Annotated in this window: 19 protein-coding genes; 4 read left to right on the top strand and 15 right to left on the bottom strand. The window is 61.1% G+C overall.

Going from position 1 to position 19,780, the window contains the following annotated elements:
- Positions 1-7: 7 nt before the first annotated feature.
- From PW789_RS01460 to PW789_RS01445, 4 genes are read right to left on the bottom strand one after another with little or no spacing between them, the layout of a single operon-like run.
- Positions 8-1,042, bottom strand: coding sequence for a UDP-glucose--hexose-1-phosphate uridylyltransferase (locus PW789_RS01460; RefSeq protein ID WP_299370512.1), 1,035 nt, complete (start codon positions 1,040-1,042; stop codon positions 8-10).
- Positions 1,039-2,238 carry a galactokinase gene (galK, locus tag PW789_RS01455; RefSeq protein ID WP_299370510.1) on the bottom strand — a complete coding sequence of 400 codons (1,200 nt, stop codon included), beginning with the start codon at positions 2,236-2,238 and terminating at the stop codon, positions 1,039-1,041. The genes PW789_RS01460 and galK overlap by 4 nt, the downstream gene beginning before the upstream one ends.
- A gap of 31 nt (positions 2,239-2,269) precedes the next feature.
- A complete protein-coding gene (locus tag PW789_RS01450; protein ID WP_299370507.1) occupies positions 2,270-4,852 on the bottom strand; it encodes an FtsX-like permease family protein in 2,583 nt (860 codons plus the stop codon).
- Positions 4,853-4,854: 2 nt separating this feature from the next.
- Positions 4,855-5,562 carry an ABC transporter ATP-binding protein gene (locus PW789_RS01445; protein ID WP_299371585.1) on the bottom strand — a complete coding sequence of 236 codons (708 nt, stop codon included), beginning with the start codon at positions 5,560-5,562 and terminating at the stop codon, positions 4,855-4,857.
- Between the two features lie 62 nt (positions 5,563-5,624).
- On the opposite strand from PW789_RS01445, the gene PW789_RS01440 reads away from it, so the two are divergent.
- Positions 5,625-6,350: an arylesterase gene (locus tag PW789_RS01440; RefSeq protein WP_299370505.1), complete on the top strand. Its 726-nt coding sequence runs from the start codon at positions 5,625-5,627 to the stop codon at positions 6,348-6,350.
- Here the strand turns inward: PW789_RS01440 and truB are convergent.
- The 5 genes from truB to PW789_RS01415 are packed head-to-tail and all read right to left on the bottom strand — an operon-like array spanning position 6,347 to position 9,829.
- Positions 6,347-7,219, bottom strand: coding sequence for a tRNA pseudouridine(55) synthase TruB (gene truB / locus PW789_RS01435; protein WP_299370503.1), 873 nt, complete (start codon positions 7,217-7,219; stop codon positions 6,347-6,349). The two genes, PW789_RS01440 and truB, sit on opposite strands and share 4 nt — an antisense overlap.
- A 20-nt stretch (positions 7,220-7,239) precedes the next feature.
- Positions 7,240-7,848: a GTP cyclohydrolase I FolE gene (gene folE / locus PW789_RS01430; RefSeq protein WP_299370501.1), complete on the bottom strand. Its 609-nt coding sequence runs from the start codon at positions 7,846-7,848 to the stop codon at positions 7,240-7,242.
- A 14-nt stretch (positions 7,849-7,862) separates the two neighbouring features.
- Positions 7,863-8,291, bottom strand: a complete 429-nt coding sequence (locus PW789_RS01425; RefSeq protein ID WP_299370499.1) for a 6-carboxytetrahydropterin synthase — start codon at positions 8,289-8,291, stop codon at positions 7,863-7,865.
- Positions 8,288-8,701, bottom strand: coding sequence for a 6-carboxytetrahydropterin synthase (locus tag PW789_RS01420; RefSeq protein ID WP_299370497.1), 414 nt, complete (start codon positions 8,699-8,701; stop codon positions 8,288-8,290). Before PW789_RS01420 ends, PW789_RS01425 begins: the two co-directional genes overlap by 4 nt.
- A gap of 48 nt (positions 8,702-8,749) precedes the next feature.
- On the bottom strand, positions 8,750-9,829 hold the full coding sequence (locus PW789_RS01415; RefSeq protein ID WP_299370495.1) for a glycosyltransferase family 2 protein: 1,080 nt from the start codon (positions 9,827-9,829) through the stop codon (positions 8,750-8,752).
- A 31-nt stretch (positions 9,830-9,860) separates the two neighbouring features.
- On the opposite strand from PW789_RS01415, the gene PW789_RS01410 reads away from it, so the two are divergent.
- Entirely contained in the window at positions 9,861-10,340 is a 480-nt protein-coding gene (locus PW789_RS01410) for a TlpA disulfide reductase family protein (protein WP_299370493.1), read from the top strand.
- On the opposite strand, the gene PW789_RS01405 is transcribed toward PW789_RS01410, so the two are convergent.
- The 5 genes from PW789_RS01405 to PW789_RS01385 form a co-directional block, all read right to left on the bottom strand.
- On the bottom strand, positions 10,337-10,948 hold the full coding sequence (locus PW789_RS01405; protein WP_299370491.1) for an HAD family phosphatase: 612 nt from the start codon (positions 10,946-10,948) through the stop codon (positions 10,337-10,339). The genes PW789_RS01410 and PW789_RS01405 overlap by 4 nt on opposite strands.
- Positions 10,949-11,131: 183 nt before the next feature.
- On the bottom strand, positions 11,132-11,908 hold the full coding sequence (locus tag PW789_RS01400; RefSeq protein WP_299370489.1) for an SDR family NAD(P)-dependent oxidoreductase: 777 nt from the start codon (positions 11,906-11,908) through the stop codon (positions 11,132-11,134).
- 21 nt (positions 11,909-11,929) lie between these two features.
- Entirely contained in the window at positions 11,930-12,433 is a 504-nt protein-coding gene (locus PW789_RS01395) for a gluconokinase (RefSeq protein WP_299370487.1), read from the bottom strand.
- 22 nt (positions 12,434-12,455) lie between these two features.
- On the bottom strand, positions 12,456-13,712 hold the full coding sequence (locus tag PW789_RS01390; protein WP_299370485.1) for a tagaturonate epimerase family protein: 1,257 nt from the start codon (positions 13,710-13,712) through the stop codon (positions 12,456-12,458).
- 153 nt (positions 13,713-13,865) lie between these two features.
- Positions 13,866-15,140 (bottom strand): lactate racemase domain-containing protein, encoded by a 1,275-nt coding sequence (locus PW789_RS01385; RefSeq protein ID WP_299370483.1) that lies wholly within the window; start codon positions 15,138-15,140, stop codon positions 13,866-13,868.
- Positions 15,141-15,199: 59 nt separating this feature from the next.
- Between PW789_RS01385 and PW789_RS01380 the strand changes: the two genes are divergently transcribed.
- Complete coding sequence (locus PW789_RS01380; RefSeq protein ID WP_299370481.1) at positions 15,200-15,946, top strand: dienelactone hydrolase family protein; 747 nt, start codon at positions 15,200-15,202, stop codon at positions 15,944-15,946.
- A gap of 66 nt (positions 15,947-16,012) precedes the next feature.
- Here PW789_RS01380 and uxaC read toward each other — a convergent pair whose 3' ends face one another.
- Entirely contained in the window at positions 16,013-17,410 is a 1,398-nt protein-coding gene (uxaC, locus tag PW789_RS01375) for a glucuronate isomerase (protein ID WP_299370479.1), read from the bottom strand.
- Between the two features lie 211 nt (positions 17,411-17,621).
- Here uxaC and PW789_RS01370 point away from each other — a divergent pair, with 211 nt between their 5' ends.
- Entirely contained in the window at positions 17,622-19,745 is a 2,124-nt protein-coding gene (locus PW789_RS01370) for a glycoside hydrolase family 20 zincin-like fold domain-containing protein (protein ID WP_299370477.1), read from the top strand.
- The last annotated feature ends 35 nt before the right edge of the window (positions 19,746-19,780 follow it).

The following is a 19,780-nucleotide window of genomic DNA, read 5'->3' as shown; positions in this document are numbered from 1 at the left end:
GCTAGGTCTACTTCTCAGAGGCCTTGCGCAGCGTGTCTGCAGCCGATTCCGGCGTAATGTCTCTCTGTGGCGATCCCAGCAGCTCGAAGCCGACCATGAACTTCCGTACCGTCGCCGAACGCAGCAGCGGCGGATAGAAGTGCAGGTGGAAGTGCCACTCCGGATGCTCCTCGCCGTCATATGGCTGAGGATGCAGGCCCATCGAGTAAGGAAACGGTGTATCGAAGACCTTGTCGTATGTCGAGGTCACCGCCTTCAGGATTGCTGCCAGGTCATCGCGCTCCGCCTCAGTCATCGCCTTCAGATCCGCGACATGACGCACAGGAAGGACCATCACCTCGAACGGCCACACCGCCCAGTACGGAACCAGCGCGACAAAGCTGCTGTTCGAAGCGACCACGCGCTCGCCTCGCGCCACTTCCATCTCGCGATACGCGCACAGCAGGCAGCAGCCATGCTCCTTGAGGTAAGCTGTCTGCGCTGCCAGCTCAACCACTGCCTCATTCGGCAGCGAACGGCTCGCCCAGATCTGTCCATGAGGATGCGGATTGCTTGCGCCCATCATCGCGCCGCGGTTCTCAAAGACCTGGACGTACTGAATGTCGTCGCGCGCTCCAAGCTCCTGTGTCTGCGCATCCCATAGATCGACGACCTTGCGGATATCTGCGACTTCCATCTTCGCCAGCGTCAGGTCATGGCGCGGCGAGAAGCAGAGTACGCGACAGATACCGCTCTCACCCTCGGCGACCAGCAGACCTTTGCCGTCCTCGTCTTCGTGGAACTGCGGAGCATCCGGTTTGAGCGCGGCATAGTCGTTCTCGAAGACATAGGTGCTCGTGTACTCGTCCGTACGCAGGCCGCCCGCCCGCATATTGCCCGGGCAGAGATAGCACTCCGGGTCGAAGCTCTTGACCTGCACCTGCGCAGGCTTCTCCACTTGCCCCTGCCACGGCCTCTGCGTTCTGTGCGGCGAGACCAGCACCCACTCTCGCTTCAGCGGGTTATAGCGGCGATGCGGATTCTGCTGTGCCAGTTCGTTCACTTTGCTTCTCCTTTTGCAGCCAGGGCCAGTGCGCCATCGGAAGGAGACGAGACGAAGCAGTCAGCTTTGATGCCCGTCGCCTTCTCATATTCACTCTTCACCTGCGCGACGAATCTCTCCGTATCCTGCGTCCGTACGACATTCACCGTGCAGCCGCCGAATCCTCCACCCGTGATGCGGGCTCCGATGCATCCCTCCTGGCGAAGAGCGATCTCCACCAGCGTATCGACCTCAGGGCAGCTCGCAGCAAAGTCATCGCGCATGCTCGCGTGCGCAGCAACCATCAGCGCGCCGAAGCGCTTCAGATCGCCGGCGTGCAGCGCCTCACGTGCCTCCAGCACACGTCCGTTCTCCGAGATGATGTGGCGGCAGCGCAGGTAGCTCTCCACCGGCATCTTCTCGCGGCACTCCTCCAGCTCTTCGAGGCTGGCATCGCGCAGCATCTCGCGCCCAAACACCTTGCGCAGTACTGCCTGCCCTTCCTCCACCTCGTCGCGGCGATTGCCATAGCCGCCCGTTGCAACCGAGTGCCGGACCATCGAATTCGCAATCACCACGCGGATCTCCTCCGGCAACGGAAGCAGATCGTAAGCCAGCGAGCGCGTATCCAGCATCATCGCGCGATGCTCCACGCCTCCCGCAACGATGAACTGGTCCATAATGCCGCTCTTCGCGCCAACATATTGGTTCTCTGCACGACGGCAAAGCGTTGCCACCGTCTCAAGCGGCAGCGTCACGTCTGACAGCGACAGGATCGCCAACGCGACTGCGACCTCGATCGAAGCCGAAGAGCTAAGCCCCGCGCCTAGCGGCACATCGCCCTCGAGGCTCATGTCGAAGCCGGAGACGCTGATTCCCTCCTGTTTCAAGCTCCAGACCACGCCCGCCGCATAGTCGCTCCAGTGTCCCTGCGGTGCCCGTTCGAGTGAAGCGATATCCAGGCTTCTGCTTTCACCGTAGTTGGCCGAATAAAACGTCGCCTGTCCATCGTTGCGCGCACTGATCGCGGCGACGGTGCGAAACTCGATCGCCATTGGCATCACCAGGCCGCCGGTGTAATCCGTATGCTCGCCAATCAGATTCACCCGCGCAGGAGCGGAAAACAGCGTTCCCGCAACGCCAAATCGTTCCATGTGCGCCGCGCGCACTTTCCCTTCAACTGCCGTCATGTACTGCACCGAAAACGATGGATTCAAAACCTAGTCCATCCTACACGCGACAGCGGGACTACTCCTCCCGAAGCACCTCGAGCGGCTTCTGCCCCAGAACGCGGAAACTCGCAGCCCAGCCGGTAAAGATCGTCATCGCGGACGTTGCCAGTAATGCTCCCAGCGTCCACCCCCAATGGAAGTGATACGTCACCGACATCCTGCTCAGCAGCATACGTGCAATCACGTTGGCGAAGCCCACCCCCACAATGCCCGAAACCAGCCCAAGCACGGCGAATTCCACCGAAAAGACCGCGCCTATCCGGGCGCGTGTCGCACCCAGAGTCTTCAGCACGACCACCTCGCGGATTCGCCGATAGCGCGTGCCCGCAATTGCGCTCGCAAGAATGACGACACCCGCAAAGACGCTGAAGGCCGCCAGAAACTGGATCACATACGTAATCTGAATGACGACCGAGCGGACCGTCTCCAGAGCCTGCGCCACGTTGATAACCGTCACCGTCGGGTAGCTCTTGAACAGGGCCCGCTGCACCTCACCCACACGATTCGGATCGACGTGGGCGCCGCCGTACCAGACAGTAGGAAGATCTTTCAGCGTGGCCGGATTCAGAACGAACTCCGCGCGAGAGAACGTATGTTGCCCATCGCTCTTTGTCAGTGCGCTGACCGTCGCCGTGAACTGCTCATCCTGTGCGGCAAAAGTGATCTTCGAGCCGGGATGAACGCCAAGCCGTTCCGCTGTCCTGGTACCGATCGCGACGACAGCACGTGTCTCGCCCGCCTTCCACCACTCGCCCTGTGTCACCGTCGTTCCCTCTGGCGGTGCATCGAACGAGGTCAACGAGATGGTCTGCAGCATGCGCTTGGGAAAGTTCTTCAGCTTCGCCTCGCCGGCGGGCACGCCATCGATGGCGATGATGCGCGACGAGACCACCGGCAGAAACTCCGGATCTGCATTGACCGCAGGCTGTCCCTTCAATAACGTGCGAACGCCCGCGACTTCGTCACTCGTAATGTCGATCAGAAAGACATTGGGAAGATTAGGGGCACTCGAAATATGCAGCTCCCGAACCACCGCCTGCTGCACCAGGAACACCGCTGTAATCTGCATCACGCCCATGCCGACCGCGGCCAGCAGCGCCGCAGAGGGATTACCCGGACGATAAAGATTCGCCAGTCCATGTCGCACCGCCGAGTGCAGCCGAAGACGTGTGCGCTGCAGCAGCCAGCGCAGAGCAGCCAGCAGCGCGGCGCATGAGGCCAGCAAAACCGCCAGAACCACCACGAGGCCCAGCGAGAAGACCTCACCAACCATCGCTGAATCCGACAGCGTCGTGGCTATCGCCGCCAGCCCGGCCAGAATCAGCACAACCGCTCCCGCCTGCGAGGCATTCTTCGAGAGCTTGCGGAACAGCGCCGTCACGAAGGGATCATTGCTCTCCTCCATCGCGCGGCGAAAGATCAGCACCGGCCGCACGCCGCGAATATCGAGCAGCGGCGGCAGAGTAAACAGCAGCGTCGTCAACAGGCCCGCGCCCAGCCCGGTAAGAATCGTTCGCACCTGCAGATGAACGGCTGTCGGCACGTCGAGCAGCTTCCCGAGAAAGTATGGAAACGCCATCTGCACCGCGGTGCCCAGCGCAATCCCCAGCGTCGCTCCTAGGAGTCCCAACAGAAGCGTCTGGATGACATAGATCCTGATGATCTCGCCGGAGCCCGCGCCCATGGCCTTCATGATGGCGATCGTATCCAGTCGTTGTTCGAGATGTGCGCGCATCGCCATCGCGACACCCACCGCTCCCAGCACCAGCGCGACAAGGCTCATAAGGGACAGCAGACCTGTGGCGCGATCAAGCCCCTGCGTGAGCGCAGGATTGGTCTCGCGATAGTCGATCACCTGGGCTTCTGGAAGCAGCTTCTCCAGCCGCTCCTTGAGGGCAGCAACGTCCGACTCCGAGATCGGCGCGCCATTGCCGGGCTTCGGCACGCGGAAGAGATAGCGCTGTCCAGCATGACTGCCAGGCGCCAGCAGGCCGCTCGCATCGAGGCCATCCTGCGTGATGAACACGCGCGGCCCCGCGGCGAAGTTGCCCGAAAGGCGATCCGGCTCATTGGTGACAACTGCCACAATGCGGAAGATGTGATCGCCGATCTTCAACGAGTCGCCAACCTTAAGATTCAGCCGTACCAACAGATCTTCAGCGACGACCACCGTATCGTCACGCAGCATCGTCTTCAGCTCACCCGCGGGCTGCAGGTCGACTGAGCCGTAAAAGGGATACTTCTTCGGATCGACCGCCTTCAGCGAGACAAGCAGCGGATCGAGCGTCTTCGCCGAGCTTGCCATCGACAACAGCTCCGTCACCGGCGTTATCTCGATATGCTCGTCCGCGATCTCCTTCAGCCCTTTTTCTTCCTTCTCCGTCGGCTGCTGAAACATCCGTGCCGACAGATCAGCAGCCATGATCGAACGTGCGCGATCCAGCAGCGCGCCCCGGAAGGAGGACGAGAATCCTCGCACTCCCGTAAGAGCGCCGACGCCGATCGCAATCGACAGGACGACGAAGAAGAACTTGCCGCTCGATGCGCGCATCTCCTGTCGCGCAATCTTCAGTGCCGTGCGATACGAGAGCGAGGCCATCGCTAACGCACCAGCTCTGCGGCGCGTTCGCTGCGCTCATCGGAGACGACCAGACCATCGCGCAACACGATCCGGCGATCCGCGTATCCTGCCAGTACAGGATCGTGCGTTACCAGAACCAGCGTCGTTCCTTCCTTGCGGTTCAGGTCCAGCAGCAGCTCCAGTACATGCGATCCATTCGCCGTATCCAGGTTGCCCGTCGGCTCATCGGCCAGCACGATCGGAGGCTGCAGGATAAAGGCCCGCGCCAGCGCCACACGCTGCTGCTCTCCGCCGGAGAGCTGAATCGGATAGTGATCCATCCGGTCGCCCAGGCCGACATTTTCGAGCAGCTGCTTGGCGCGCTCAAGTCCCACGGCGAAGCTGGCATCATCGGCGTTCAACTCATACGGCAGCAGGACATTCTCCAGAGCCGTGAGCGTAGGCACCAGCTGATATGACTGAAAGACGAAGCCCACAGTACGCCCACGCACCTTGGCCAGCCTGTCCTCCGGAAGATACGAGATCGCCGTGCCGTTCAGATGAACATTCCCCGACGTCGGCGTATCCAGCCCCGCCAGCAACCCCAGAAGCGTCGACTTGCCGCTTCCCGACGATCCCATGATGGCGACAAACTGGCCGCGCGGCACGCTAAAGTCGATGCCCTTCAGAATCGACACCGTCCGCGAACCGTTGCGAATCGACTTGTGCAATCCCTCTACCGCAATCACTGTCTCTTCAGGCACCCTGGCACTCCCGTCGCTGCAACGTCATTCTTGATAGATTCATAGGTATGCGCCGCGTCGCAATTGTTCCTATACTAGCGGTTCTGCTGGCCACTCTCGGCGGCTGCCGCGCGAAGACCACTCCTGCTGCCCAACCAGCTGACAGCACTGCGTCCGGCGCCGAAGCTCCAGTTGCGGCTACCCCGGCGCCGGTTCAAAGCGATCTGACACAAGATCCTCGCCCCCGCATCGTCTGCTTCGGCGACAGCCTCACCGCCGGGTACGGCACCGAGGTCGGGCAAGCCTATCCCGATGCCCTGCAGAAGGACCTGGACGATGCAGGCTATCACTATCGTGTCGTCAATGCAGGCGTCAGCGGCAACACCACCAAGGATGGCGTCGAGCGAGTCGATCATGTTCTGAAGCTGAAACCCGCCCTCGTCGTCGTGGAGTTCGGCGGCAACGACGGCCTGCGCGGTCTGCGGATCGCGGACACCCGCGCCAATCTCGACAAGATCGTCTCCACGCTGACTGCAAGCGGGACTAAGGTCGTCCTGGCCGGAATCACACTGCCCCCGGACTACGGCCCCGACTACATCCGCCAGTTCAACGAGACCTATGCGCTGCTGGCAGATAAATATCGCGCGCCGATGCTTCCCTTCCTGCTCAAAGGCGTCTTCGGCGTCGACGGCATGATGCAGGCAGACCGCACCCACGCCACCTCCGCCGGCAACAAGATCGTCGCGCAGAACGTACTCGGTCTGATTCAGCCGTTGCTCAAGAAGAAGTCTTAGCCCATTACGACGATCGGCTGCATCAGCGTCCCAGCGACGCGGCGGCCAATCGCCATCAGGTCCACCGGGCTGGTAAAGATGCGGATGAGCGGAGCCGAAGAAAAGTCCGGCAGATTCACCTGCATCCCATTGCGCAGCCGTCCCGCCGTCTGGTCGTCGACCGTTACCGCAGGCATCTCCGGCAGGATCGTTCGAGGATGCGGCAACCGCGCCACGACATCCGCAGCCGACAGCTCCTTCAACGCATCCATTGAGATCGCTTCCGCCAGCGAGAACGGCCCCGCATGCGTGCGCCGCAGCGAGGAGAGATGCGCTCCACAACCAGCGATCTCGCCTAGCTCGTGCGCCACGGAGCGGACATACCCACCTGCCGACACACGCATGGTGAACGTCGCCTCATCTCCCTCCAGCGAGGTTAGCTCGAAGTGATGAATCCTGATCCGGGCGGGTTTGACAGGCACTTCCGCGCCTGCGCGAGCCAGCTTATACGCCGGCACGCCGTCAATCTTCTTTGCCGAATACGCAGGCGGCATCTGGTCCACATCGCCATGAAAGCGCCCTGCCAGCGAGCGCAACTCTTCCAGCGTCTGAGTCAACGGCCTTACAGGCGTCGCGGCCTCGCCCTCGGCGTCATAGGTGTCGGTCGCGTAGCCGAAGCGAATCCTGCCGTCATACTGCTTCTCGGCCGCGCCAAAGAACTGCGCCAGCCGCGTGTACTTTCCCAGCAGCAGAGGCAGCACGCCAGTGGCCATCGGATCGAGCGTACCCATATGCCCGATCGAGCGCTCACCGGTTACTCTGCGTACCACCGAGACCACGTCGTGAGACGTCATTCCGGCGGCCTTGTCGATTACGATCAGTCCATTCATTCCATCGACTAGTTTACGGCTTAAAAGCTGCTGCCGTTACGCCGAACCAGGGAAAGAAACTCGTTCCGCGTCTGCAGCTGCGATTTGAAGACGCCCAGCATGGCCGACGTCACCGTCGACGAGTGCTGCTTCTCCACGCCGCGCATCATCATGCACAGATGCTGTGCCTCCAGGATCACAGCCACTCCCTGCGGATGGATTGCCTCCGTGATGGCCTCGCCGATCTGCCGCGTCAAACGCTCCTGCACCTGCAGTCGCCGCGCGAAGACATCCACCAGCCGCGGAATCTTGCTGAGTCCGATTACCTTGCCATTCGGCACATACGCTACATGCGCCTTGCCGAAGAACGGAAGCAGATGGTGCTCGCACATCGAAAAGAATTCGATGTCCTTCACGATCACCATCTCGTCGTAATCGACGTCGAACAGCGCCGCGTGCAGCACCTCGGTCACGTCCATCGTATAGCCGCGCGTCAGGAAGGCCATCGCCTTCTCCATGCGCTCGGGGGTGCGCAGAAGGCCGTCGCGGCTGGGATCCTCGCCGATGCGGGTCAGGATCTCGCGGTACAGATCCTGCGTGGAGACGTCGGAGAGTGTTACGGCCTCAAGCGTGCTGTTATTGCTGGCCATGGTGTGGGCCTTTCTTAAAGTGTTCCGGTCGCGGGTATCTCGCCGCCGGCATAGTCGAAGGAGTTGTTACTCGTCTCTTCGACATGAATCCGCTCCAGGCGAGCCAAAGCAAAGCTCGCGAAGATGCGGTGGACTTCAATAGATAGATTCTCCGTCGTCGACACCTGATTCGCAAATTCCGGCAGCGTATTCAGATTCATATGGTCGAAGCGCTCGATCAGGTGGGTCTTCGCAAACGTATCCAGGTCAGCCAGATTGCAGACCATCCCCGTCACCGGGTCTACCTGGCCGCTCAGCGTGACCTCGACGGTGTAATTATGGCCGTGACCATGAGGATTGTTGCACTTGCCGTAGACCTCGCGATTGCCCGCCTCGTCATATCGGTTCGTGTGCAGTCGATGCGATGCGCTGAAGTGATAGCGTCGCGAGAGGTAGGCCTTCATGACGCCTCTCCATAAAAGTCTGCGAAGAGGTCTGGCATCTCGTACACCCGCACGCGATGCAGCTTCGCGTTGGGGATCTTACCCGCCAGCCGCTGCCAGATCGCAATCGCAATATTCTCTGTCGTCGGCTGGCTTTCGCGGAACTCCGGCACCTCAAGATTCAGGTGGCGGTGATCGTAGACGCTGACCACCTCGCGCTCCAGGATGTCCTTAAGCTCCTTCAGGTCCACCACAAATCCCGACACCGGATCGACGTCTCCCGCGACCGTCACCTCAAGCGTGTAGTTGTGGCCATGTCCATTGCGATTGGCACACTTGCCGAAGACGCGGAGGTTCTCCTCCTCGGTCCAGGAATCGACCCAGTAGTAGTGCGCGGAAGAGAATTCTGCTTTGCGGGTTAGAAAGATCATCTGTGCTCTCATTCATTTAGACGTTTTACGACGGCCGCCGGATGCATCTCAGCGCCCCACGCGATAACTGCGGCCCTTCCAAACCACCTCGCGCTGCACGCGGTGATGGATCGTGCTTCGAATCAACAGAAAGACAAACAGCGGCACACCAAGGATGGAGACTGCGACATCAAGCGCCGGAAAGTTCGATCGCGCCACTCGGGCATAAAAGCGCCAAAGCGTCCGCACCCAGATCAGCAGAAGGGCTCCCTTCTGCCAGCCGACCAGCCACGGCAAAGCGACGACCACCAGCGGCAGGCCGAAGAACAGCGCAACATCCAGCACGCGCCAGGCAGCAAGATAGACCGGCTGCGGAAACAGCAGCGCCAGGTTCTTCGTCCATCCCTCCACCATCTGCCCCGTCGTGCGATACATCTGTGTCGACAGCGCCTCTGGTGCATAGCGAAACCGGATGGGATGCTTGTTGCGCTTGAAGTTCGTCGCCAGGGCAACATCCTCGAGCACCTCGCTGGACACCGCGCGATGACCCCCGACCGCAAAGTACGCCTCGGCCTGCACCAGCAGAAACTGGCCGTTCGCCGCAGCGATCCGGCGTTCGGGATCGTTGACCTCTTTCATGCTGTAGACGCTGGCCAGTTCGGAGAACACCAGCGGCATCACCGCATGCTGCCAGAACCCCTTGACGATCTGCCGCGGAGAGTAAGACAGCAGCTCTGCATCATGTCGCTCCGCCTCACGGATCGACCGGGACAGGTCATTCGTCTCATGGACGGTATCGGCATCGGTAAACAGGAGCCACTGCCCCCGCGCCGCCTGAGCGGCCAGCCAGCAGGCGGCGTTCTTTCCCGTAAAGCCTCCGCTCTCCGTCAGGTTCAGCGCCGGTGCATCCAGCACCGTGATTCCTCTGCTCCTCGCCGCAAAATCATCCGCAATTTGGCGTGTCCGGTCAGTCGAATCATCGTTGACGACGATCAGCTCCCAGTGCCTCCCCAGCTCGAATCCCGGCTCCGACTGCGAGACGAGCGAGCCCAGGCACGCCGCCAGCGATGCCTCCTCGTTGCGCGCCGGAACGATGACAGTCAGCTCCATCTCCTCCGCGCCGCTCTTCTTCTCTGCGTCTTGGGTCACGACTTCGTATTATAGAAACGAGGAGCATACGGTGCGTAGAGCGGTTCTTGGTCTAGGGTTGCTGTTGACAGTTGCAGGTTGCGATCGCGGGCAGCATCCCCAGCAGGTGAATAAGCCTGCACCACAATTTACCGTCAGTGATGGAACGCAGTCCGCCGATCTCGCAAAGCTGCGTGGCAAGGTGGTTCTGCTGAACTTCTGGGCGACCTGGTGCGCTCCCTGCATCGACGAGTTACCCAGCCTCATGGAGCTCCAACAGCGCATGCCGCAGGTCGCCGTCATCGCCATCAGCAGGGACGAAGACCCGGATGTCTACAAGCGCTTTCTCTCCAAATACCAGCTCAACCTGCTGACGATCCGTGACCCATCACTCAGGATTCAGGATCTCTACGGCACCGTGCAGATCCCTGAAACCTACGTGATCGACCGGCAGGGCAACCTGCGCCGCAAGTTCGTGTCTGCACAAAACTGGACCAGCCCCGAGATCATGGAATACCTCTCAAAGCTCTAGCTGCGCGATCCGTTCACTGGCAGAAAGATCCTTCGGACATCGTAGCTGCGCATGCCGGCACGTCGCGCAGCCTCAAGTCCCTCGTCAGAGTCTTCGAAGACCACGACACGTTCCGGACGCACCCGCATCCGTTTCGCCGCCTCCAGGTAGACATCCGGCGCAGGCTTCGCGCGTTCGACGTCGTCCGCCGTGACGATCGTATAAAACAGAGGACGCAGCCGCGTCGCAATCAGCGTTGCCTCAACGTTCTTGCGCATGCCGTTGGAGGCGACGGCCATCGGGACTGAACCGAACCACTGCCGGGCGATATCCGCGACAGCCTTGATCTCCTGGATGAAGTTCACGCCTGCAAGATACGCCTCATTCGTACGTTCGTAGAACTCGCGCCGCTCAATAGCAGGAACCCCGAAGTCCTTCTCATAGGCCGTTAGAAGATCGTCCGGGCCGAGGCCATGCCGCTGGTGGTACCAGTCGTCCGGTATCGTCAACTCGAGCGGCATCAGGGCCTGCTGGATCGAATAGAGATGCGTAGCCGCGGTGTCGACCAGTGTCCCGTCGCAGTCGAAGACCAGTGCATCGAACGTGCCCTTTTCGAGAACGAAGGCCATAGGGTTCTGAATCCTGCTCGCTGGAAAGATCAACGTACGCCCCTCAAACCTGGAAATGAGCTGCAAGCAACACAAACTACAGACGTTGAGCCGGGGATTCTCAACCTGTTTAAATCCTACACCCCGGACATCACAACAGAATGACGCCGGGGTGCTCGGGTAGATCGATCGATGTTTTTGCTGCTACTGGTTGACGCCGCTGGCCAGGAAGCCGCCGTCCACCACCAGGATCTCCCCGGTGATAAAGGCCGACGCATCGCTTGCCAGGAAGATTGCCGAACCAACCAGCTCCTCCGTTTTGCCGAAGCGCCCCATCGGCGTGCGCATCAGCAGCTCCTTGCCGCGATCGCTTTCGTCCAGCAGCTTCTGGTTGAGCGCCGTGCGAAAGACTCCCGGCGCAATGCCGTTGACAGTCACGCCGCGCGAGCTCCACTCCACCGCCAGCGACTTGGTCAGCGCGCCCACCGCAGCCTTCGACGCCGCATACGCCGTCACTTCTTTCAGCGAGACAAACGTGTTCAGCGATGCGATGTTGATGATCCGCCCATAGCCGCGGTCGAGCATATGCTTGCCGAAGATCTGGCAGGCGCGCAGCGTCCCCGTCACATTCGTGTCCATGATGTCGTTCCACGTCTCTTCCGACACCGTCAGCGTCGGCTCGCGCTTGATCTTGCCCGCCGAGTTGATCAGGATATCGACCTTGCCGAACTCCTTGACCGTTCCCTCCAGCACCGCCTCCAGCGAAGCCCGGTCGCCCACGTCTGAGGTCAGCCGCAGTGCACGACGGCCCTTGGCCTCAATCGCACGCGCAGCCTCTTCCACCTGCTCGGCACGCCGCGAAGTCGCCACCACATCTGCGCCCGACTCGGCCAGTCCGACCGCCATCGCCAGGCCAATTCCTGAGGTACCACCTACTACAACAGCAGTCTTGCCGGTCAGATCAAACAACGGATGCGCCATCTAAAACGTCCTCTCTGTGTCTTACTTCGTTTGAACGCCCGGCAGCAGCGACAGAATACGGTCGACCACCTCATCAGGCGTTCGATCATTCACTATACGCAAAGCGTCCTGCGGTGGCTCCAGCGTATCCAGCTGGCTCTTCAGCAGGTTCGGATTCATGAACTCGTGGTGACGCGCCGCCAGTCGCTCCGAGATCAGCTCCTTCGAGCCGTCCAGCCAGACAAAATGCAACACCTCGTCAGGCATTCCTGCAGACAGCGTGACGCGATACTTCGCCTTCAGTGCTGAACAGGCCAGCACGCCGCTCTTGCCCTCGTCATGCCATCCACGCATCAGGCTGTTCAGCGTCTCCAGCCAGGGCTGGCGATCGTCATCATTCAACGGATGCCCCGCGGCCATCTTTTCTTTGTTGGCTGCAGGGTGATAATCATCGGCATCGGCGAAGACTGCGCCCGTCTTCTGGGCCAGCAGCTCGCCGATGGTCGATTTGCCGGAGCCTGTGACTCCCATCAAAACAACGATCATTAGCCTCAACCGTCCTCTCGACCTACGATCCCAGGAAGACCGGGCGGATGTGACGATCAAACAGGTTCGTGGTCACGTTGCGTGCCACAACCTCTTCGTTAGCCTCGAGCGCCTTCAGGTAGCGATCGCCCATCTTCGCCGCAACCTTGAAGCCGACGTGCAGCAGCTGGCGCAGGCTCGGGTTGTATGCCGGGTTCGACTGGTCATGGCGCAGCGCCGAGACATACTGCTCGCTCGTCCATCCGTTGACCTCTTCCGGGCTGGGCAGCTTCGTCGGGTCGATGTCGATCACCGTTGCATACGGTGCGCAAAGCTCCTCGCGATGGCCGTAGGCTTCGCGGTAGACCTCCTTGGCGATCTCCAGGCCCGAACCGCCCGCCTCAGCCAGACCTATCAGCTCTTCCAGCCAGGTCGTGCCGGCCGTCTTCAGATGAACGCCGGCGCCGGTACGCGTCACTGCGTCGTGAATCGCCTTGTAGATCGAAAACTTGTCCGAGCCCGAATGCACGCTCAGCTTCAGGTTCGCAGGCAGACCGTAGGTCTTCACGGCAAACGCAATCGCTGCGATGTCTTCGTTGAACTCACGCTCGAATTGGGCGACATCGCCGACGTAATCGACGCCCTTGTTAAACCGCCCCGTGAACTTGGGAGCGATGGTCTGGATCGGAATCTTCTCATCGGCGATGGCGGCAAGAATAATCAGCAGCTCCACCGGCGTCTGCGGTGCGTCCGTCTCGTCCATCGAGACCTCGGGTACGAAGTTGCCCTCGCCCTTCTTCTCCGCGATAAAGCGATAGATCTTGCCCGCATCCTGCACCGCGGCCAGAAACTTGTTCGCCACTGCGGTCACAAACGCCTTGTCCGTATGGAACGGCTCTGCGATGCCGGGGATCGTTACGGTGCCGATCAGCTCTGGGTGGCGTCCCACAAAGGCCTCGACATCGGCCGCATCGGCAGGCTTGCCGATCATCTCGGCCACGTCGATGGTGTAGAAGTTGCTTGGCTCCAGGAAGCGCTCTACTGTCGCCAGCGTAATGTGGTCGGCGTCCAGAAAGTACGGCTTCGTCCAACCCAGCTCCTTGATCGCCGCGTCCACCGCCTCGCGCGTCTGCACCGGCTCGCTGCCGATGATATTGTGCTCGCGGTTGGACTTGTTCCACACCGGTGAGATCTCGACACCCGCCTTGGCCGCCAGGATCGACGCCGCCAGCTGCGCCTTTGCCTGGTGCGCGAAGCGATCACCCGTGCCAACAGAAAATCTAGAGAGCTGCACTGCCATACCTGTCACCTGTTCTTTCGTGTTTGCCGCGTAAAATGGTCCAACCAATTCGCACTCAACAGCATACCCAACGCTTTAAGTTCGCGCAAATAACAAAACATCCACGGCAGAGTCGATACCGTGGATGTTCCTTACTCGTTACCGGTTCAGAGGCTAATCCTTGAACCTGCCGCTGTACGCCCAAAGGCCCAGCCCGGGATTCGAGATGTAGAAGATCTCCTCGCCGTCGACCGTGTTCCAGCCGTCCTTCAGCGTCTCAGGGTTGTACTTTGCCGTGTACTCGGCCAGGTCGCCGTACTCGAAGTGAACGCCCTCGATCTCCTCGCGCGTCAGATGCCCCGGGCAGTAGCGGATTGTGAATCGCCCCTCGCTTGAGCCGTGAATCAGGTGGGCGGCAGCACTCAGGTTTCCCGCCAGCGCCGGATCTTCCTTCACATACTCCAGTGTCTTCGGTGTGCCGCAATACCCATACTTGCGGATCAGCACATCGATGGCGGAGTCCTCGCCGAACTCATGCACCGCAGGTGCCAGAACAATCAGCTCGGCATCGTCTGCGAGTGCCATGCGCGTGCGATACACGCTCTTGTTTCCCAGCCAGGTCGAGCGGAACTCATGCGGGTCGAGAAACACCACTGCTTTGTGGATCTCGCGGTCCAGCATCTGGAAGTTGACCTTCAGCGCCAGCGCCGCCGCCAGCTCGAAGCACTCCACGTCATCGCCGATGTAGAGCCCGCGCAACACCAGCTTCCCTTCTGCGTTCTTGCCCACCACCGTCTGCACGTAGATGATCGGCAGCTCCTTGGCGAAGTGGTCGCTGGCATAGTTCAGCACCTTGCGAACCGGCGTATCCGCGCGTCCCATCATGCGTTCCATGCCATACACCGCGCCCAGGAAGTGCGAGCGATGAATGCCGATCGAGCCGCCCGTGCCCACAAAGATGTTCTTGTTGTAGTTCGCCATGCCGACGACCTCGTGCGGCACCACCTGTCCGATCGACAGGATCAGGTCATGGCCACCGTCACGCAGCAGCTTGTTCACCTGAGCGGGCCAGCCGTAATCGACCTTGCCCTCCGACACCTCGTAGAGAAACTCCCCCGGAACCTCGCCCAGCGTCACCACATCGTTGCGCCAGTCGTGAACCCGAAAGATCTCCCGCGGCGTCTCGCCGAACATCGTTGCGATCTCCGCGTCCGTCATGCCCTTATGCGTACCCAGGGCCGGAAGCACATCCGTCATCTGATCGCCGTAGTACTGCCACGCAAGCTCGGTAATCACTCCCGCCTTCGAGTGAAACCGCGTAAAGTCCGGCGGCACCGCGAGGACTTTGTTCTTCTGGCCCAGCGCATCCAGCGCGGAGAAGAGATTGGCGCGAAGTTCTTCGGCCGACATCTCGGTGGTCGGACTTCCAGCAGCAAAGTAGAGGCTCATGTCACGCCATTTTACGCTGTCATGCAAAATGCCTAAGCTGAGATTCAGGAGAAATCAGCATGAATCAACAGGAACTCAAGCTCGCGATGCCCGACGGCATCACCGATGCCGTCCTCTACACCTCCGACGATGGCAAGCCGCTCCCCGGCGTTCTCTTCATCCCCGATGTCTGGAGCCTTCGCGACACGATGGACCAGATGGCCTCGCGCGTCGCCGCCGAAGGCTACACCGTGCTCCTGCCCAATCCCTTCTACCGCACCAGTCCCCCGCCGGTCTTCCCCTTCAAGCGCGAGGACGCCACCCAGGAACAGGTCATGCAGCGTATCGGCGAGCTCGCTGCTCCCCTCACGCCACAAGCCATCGCCGCCGACACCGGCACCTACGTCGACTTCCTCACCTCGCAGTCCACTACTGCCCCCGTAGGCATAGGCATCGTCGGACTCTGCATGGGCGGCATGATCGCCTTCCACGCCGCAGCCGCACGCCCCGACAAGATCAGTGCCGCAGCCTCCTTCCACGGCGGTGGACTCTATAAAGCCGACAACCCGGCCAGCCCGCACCTCGGCCTGCACAAGATCAAGGCCCGCCTCTACTTCGGCCACGCCTTTGAGGACAAGAGTATGAACGCCGACGCCATCACCGAGCTGGTCAAGGCGCTCAAAGACTGGGGCGGACACTTCGAGAGCGAGATCTACGAAGGAGCCCGTCACGGCTGGACCGTGCCCGATAATCCCTCCTACAACCAGCCCCAGGCCGAGCGTGCCTATCAGAAGCTCATCGCCCTCTTCAAAGAAGAGCTCGTCTGAATCCGCCTTCATCGCAAGAAGAAGGGCGTGGCCAGAGCCACGCCCTCTTGCTTTTCGTGACATGCGCTATAGCTTGTAAGCCTTCTTCACCAGGTTCACCGTCAGGTCCTGCACCACCTCGAAGGCCTCGTCCTCATCCAGCCGGTGTTCGGCGACCATCCTTCCCAGGAAAGCGCAGTCGACACGCCGCGCCACGTCATGCCGCGACGGAATCGACAGGAACGCCCGCGTATCGTCGTTGAAGCCGACCGTGTTGTAGAAGCCCGCCGTCTCCGTCGCCGTCTCACGGAAGCGCATCATGCCCTCCGGCGAATCGTGGAACCACCACGGCGGCCCCAGCCGCAGCACCGGATAGTGCCCCGCCAGAGGAGCCAGCTCGCGCGAGAACGTCGACTCATCCAGCGTGAACAGGATCAGATTGAACTTCGTCGAGTTGCCATACTTCGAAAGCAGTGGCCGCAGCGAACGCACATACTCCGTCGGCGACGGGATATCCGCGCCCTTGTCGCGCCCGAACTTCTCGTACACCTGCTTGTTGTGGTTGCGGATGCTCCCCGGATGAATCTGCATCGTCAGGCCGTCATCGTTCGACATGCCCGCCATCTCCGTCAGCATCTGCGCCTGGAACAGCTGCTGCTCTTCGGGATTCGACTTGCCGGACAGAATCCTCTGGTACAGAGCCTCTGCCGCACCCGGATCAAGGTCCGCCGTCATCGCCGTCAGGTGGCCGTGATCGGTCGCCGTCGCACCCAGCGAGATAAAGTAGTCGCGCCGCTTGCGTAGAGCATTCAGGTAGCCCTTGTAGCTCACGATGCTCTCATGCGTCATCGCTCCCAGATTTTCGATGTTCTGGATAAACCCCTTGAACTCGGCATCGATCACGGAGTCCGGACGGAACGTCGGCAGCACCCGCCCCTTCCATCCCGACTCGCGGATCGCAATGTGATGCTCCAGCGAATCCAGCGGCGAGTCCGTCGTCGAGAGCACCTCGATGTTGAACTTCTCAAACAGCGCCCTTGGCCGGAACTCCGGCGTCTCCAGCTTCTTTGAGAGGATCTCGTAGTATTCATCCGCGTTCTCGGGCGTCAGGCGATCCTTCAGACCGAAGTTCTCCTGCATCGCGTAGTCGAACCACAGGCGCGTCGGCGTTCCCCGGAACAGGTAGTAGTGCTTCGCGAAGATCCGCCACACCTCGCGCGGATCGGCCTGCTGCTTCCCATTGTTCTGCGGAATCCCCAGCGACTCCAGCGTGATGCCCTGTGAATACAACATGCGGAAGATGTAATGGTCCGGCTGGATGAACAGCGCCGCCGGGTTGGGAAACGCCTCATCCTTCGCGAACCACGCCGGATCGGTGTGACCGTGGGGAGAGATGAGGGGTAGGTCGCGCACCGTATCGTAGAGCTTCTCCGCGATCGCGCGCGCCGTCGGTTCAGAGGGAAACAACCGCATAGGATCAAGCATGCAACACCTCGATGTGTAGACCAAACCATGTCGAACAACACAAAAAACTGGGTCTTGCCGAGCGTCGAACGCGAATAGGTTTCGACTCCGAACAAAACGTGACCAAAGAAGCCTAACAAAGAAATGCAAAATTGGTCGACCACTTGCCGGGCAGGTCGCCCGGCACCTCACCCGTCGCCCGATCCCAACCCCTTGGTTTACCGTAAGGACTATGCGTTGCTTTCGCGTCGTCTCCCTGCTGCTTGCGGCCCTGCCTGCCACTGTCTATTCGCAGTCCCTCAAACTCATCCCGGTTCCCCGGGAGGTTCGCGCCGGTGCCGTCCAGCCCCTGACGCAGGGCATCCAGCTCCTCTGCGCCTCTCCCTGCTCCGCGGAAGACAGCTTCGCCATCGACGACTTCAAGGAAGCGCTCGCCACCCGCGGCATCGCCATCAACCCAGCCTCTCCCGTCAACATCCTCGTGGCGCACTACGGCTCGGCGAACTCACGCTCCATCCTGACCGAAGCCTCCTCCGGGAAGGCCACCACCGACTTCCCTGCCGAGATGAAGGCCGAAGGCTACGCCATCATCCCCGACGGCAAGGGACTCGCGCTGACGGCAGCCAGTGACAGCGGCATCTTCTACGCCCTGCAAACCGTCAAGCAGATGATCGTCGGCAACGGAACCTCCGCCGTCCTCACCACGGCTACCATCCGCGACTGGCCGGCGATGCGCTATCGCGGCCTCTCCGACGATCTCTCCCGCGGCCCCTTCCCCACCTTTGAGTTTCAGAAGAAGCAGATCCGCATCTTCGCCGCCTACAAGATCAACATCTACTCGCCCTACTTCGAACACACCATGCAGTACAGCGGCCATCCGCTGATGGCGCCTCCCGGCGGCAGCCTTAGCCAGGCGCAGGCCCGCGAGCTGGTCGCTTACGCGGCGAAATATCACATCACCGTCATCCCCGAGCAGGAGGCCTTCGGCCATCTCCACTACCTGCTCAACTGGGAGCAGTACTCGCCCATCGCCGAGACGCCGCACGGCCACGTCCTCGCTCCGGCTCAGGCTGATGGCCAGAAGCTCACGCACGACATGTTCGCCGAACTGGCCGCGGTCTATCCCGGACCCTTCCTGCACCTCGGTGCCGACGAGACCGTTGAACTCGGCAAGGGACAGACCAAGGCCGACGTCGACGCCAAGGGGCTGGGCAAGGTCTACATCGACTACCTCGTCAAGATCGTCGACGACCTCAAGCCGCTCAACCGCAAGCTCCTCTTCTGGGGCGACATCGCCTACAAGGAGCCCGACCTCCTCAAACAGGTTCCTGATTCCTTCAAGAAGGCCACCATCGCCGTGCCGTGGGAGTACAACCCGCAGCCCAAAGGCTTCACCCGCTACATCAAGCCCTTCACCGATGCTGGCTATGAGACCTGGGTCGCTCCCGGCATCAACAACTGGTCGCGCGTCTATCCCAACTGGAACAACGCCTTCTCCAACATCCAGCAGTTCACCCTCGACGGTCAGAAGCTCGGCGCCACCGGCCAGCTCAACACCATCTGGAACGATGATGGCGAAGCGCTCGTCAACGCCGACTGGTATGGCATCCTCTTCGGCGCTGAAGCCGCATGGCACCAGGGTGAGGCCTCCGTTCCCACCTTCGAGTCCAGCTTCGGTCAGGTCTTCCACGGCGACACCACCGGCAAAATCGACGACGCGCAGCGCGAGATCATGGCCGCCCATCAGCTGCTGAAGGACTCGCCCTACCAGGTCGACGCCCAGGACCTCCTCTTCTGGCAGGACCCCTGGAACGCAGACGGACAGCGTATCGCCGGCATGATCCGCCCCATACTGCCCGAGCTGCGCCGCCACGCCGAGCGCGCCCTCGTCCTTGTCGCCGAGGCTCGCAACGCCAATCCCAGCCTGCGCGAGCAGGACGCACTCGATGTGCTCGATCTTGGCGCCCGCCGCATGGATCTCATCGGCCTCAAGTTCCAGATCGCCGACGAGATCGCCGCCAGCTATGCCCAGGCCTTTGCCCTGCAGTCCTCGAAGAACAAGGACGACCGGATCGAGGTCTCCCGCCAACTGAACTCCATCAACGGAGTCAACGGCCGCCTGCAGGACCTTCGCAACAACTACTCCCTGCTGCGCGATCTCTATGAGCAGGCATGGCTCAGGAGCAACCGCCCCTACTTCCTCCGCAACAACCTCGAGCGCTACGACTTCACCATCCAGCTCTGGCTCAGCCGCATCGACCGCATGCGCATCGCCCAGCGCCAGTGGACCAACGCGCAGACCGTCTCCCCGGCTTCCGATCTTGGAATTCCGGCTCCCTTCGTTCCCGCCCACTGAGCCACTCTCCGCGCTGCCAATCCCCGCGGCGCGGA

The sequence above is a fragment of the Edaphobacter sp. genome (genome assembly GCF_028283685.1).
Lineage (GTDB): Bacteria > Acidobacteriota > Terriglobia > Terriglobales > Acidobacteriaceae > Edaphobacter.
Note: the sequence above shows the minus strand (reverse complement) of the source record. Positions and strands in the feature narration are given on the sequence as shown.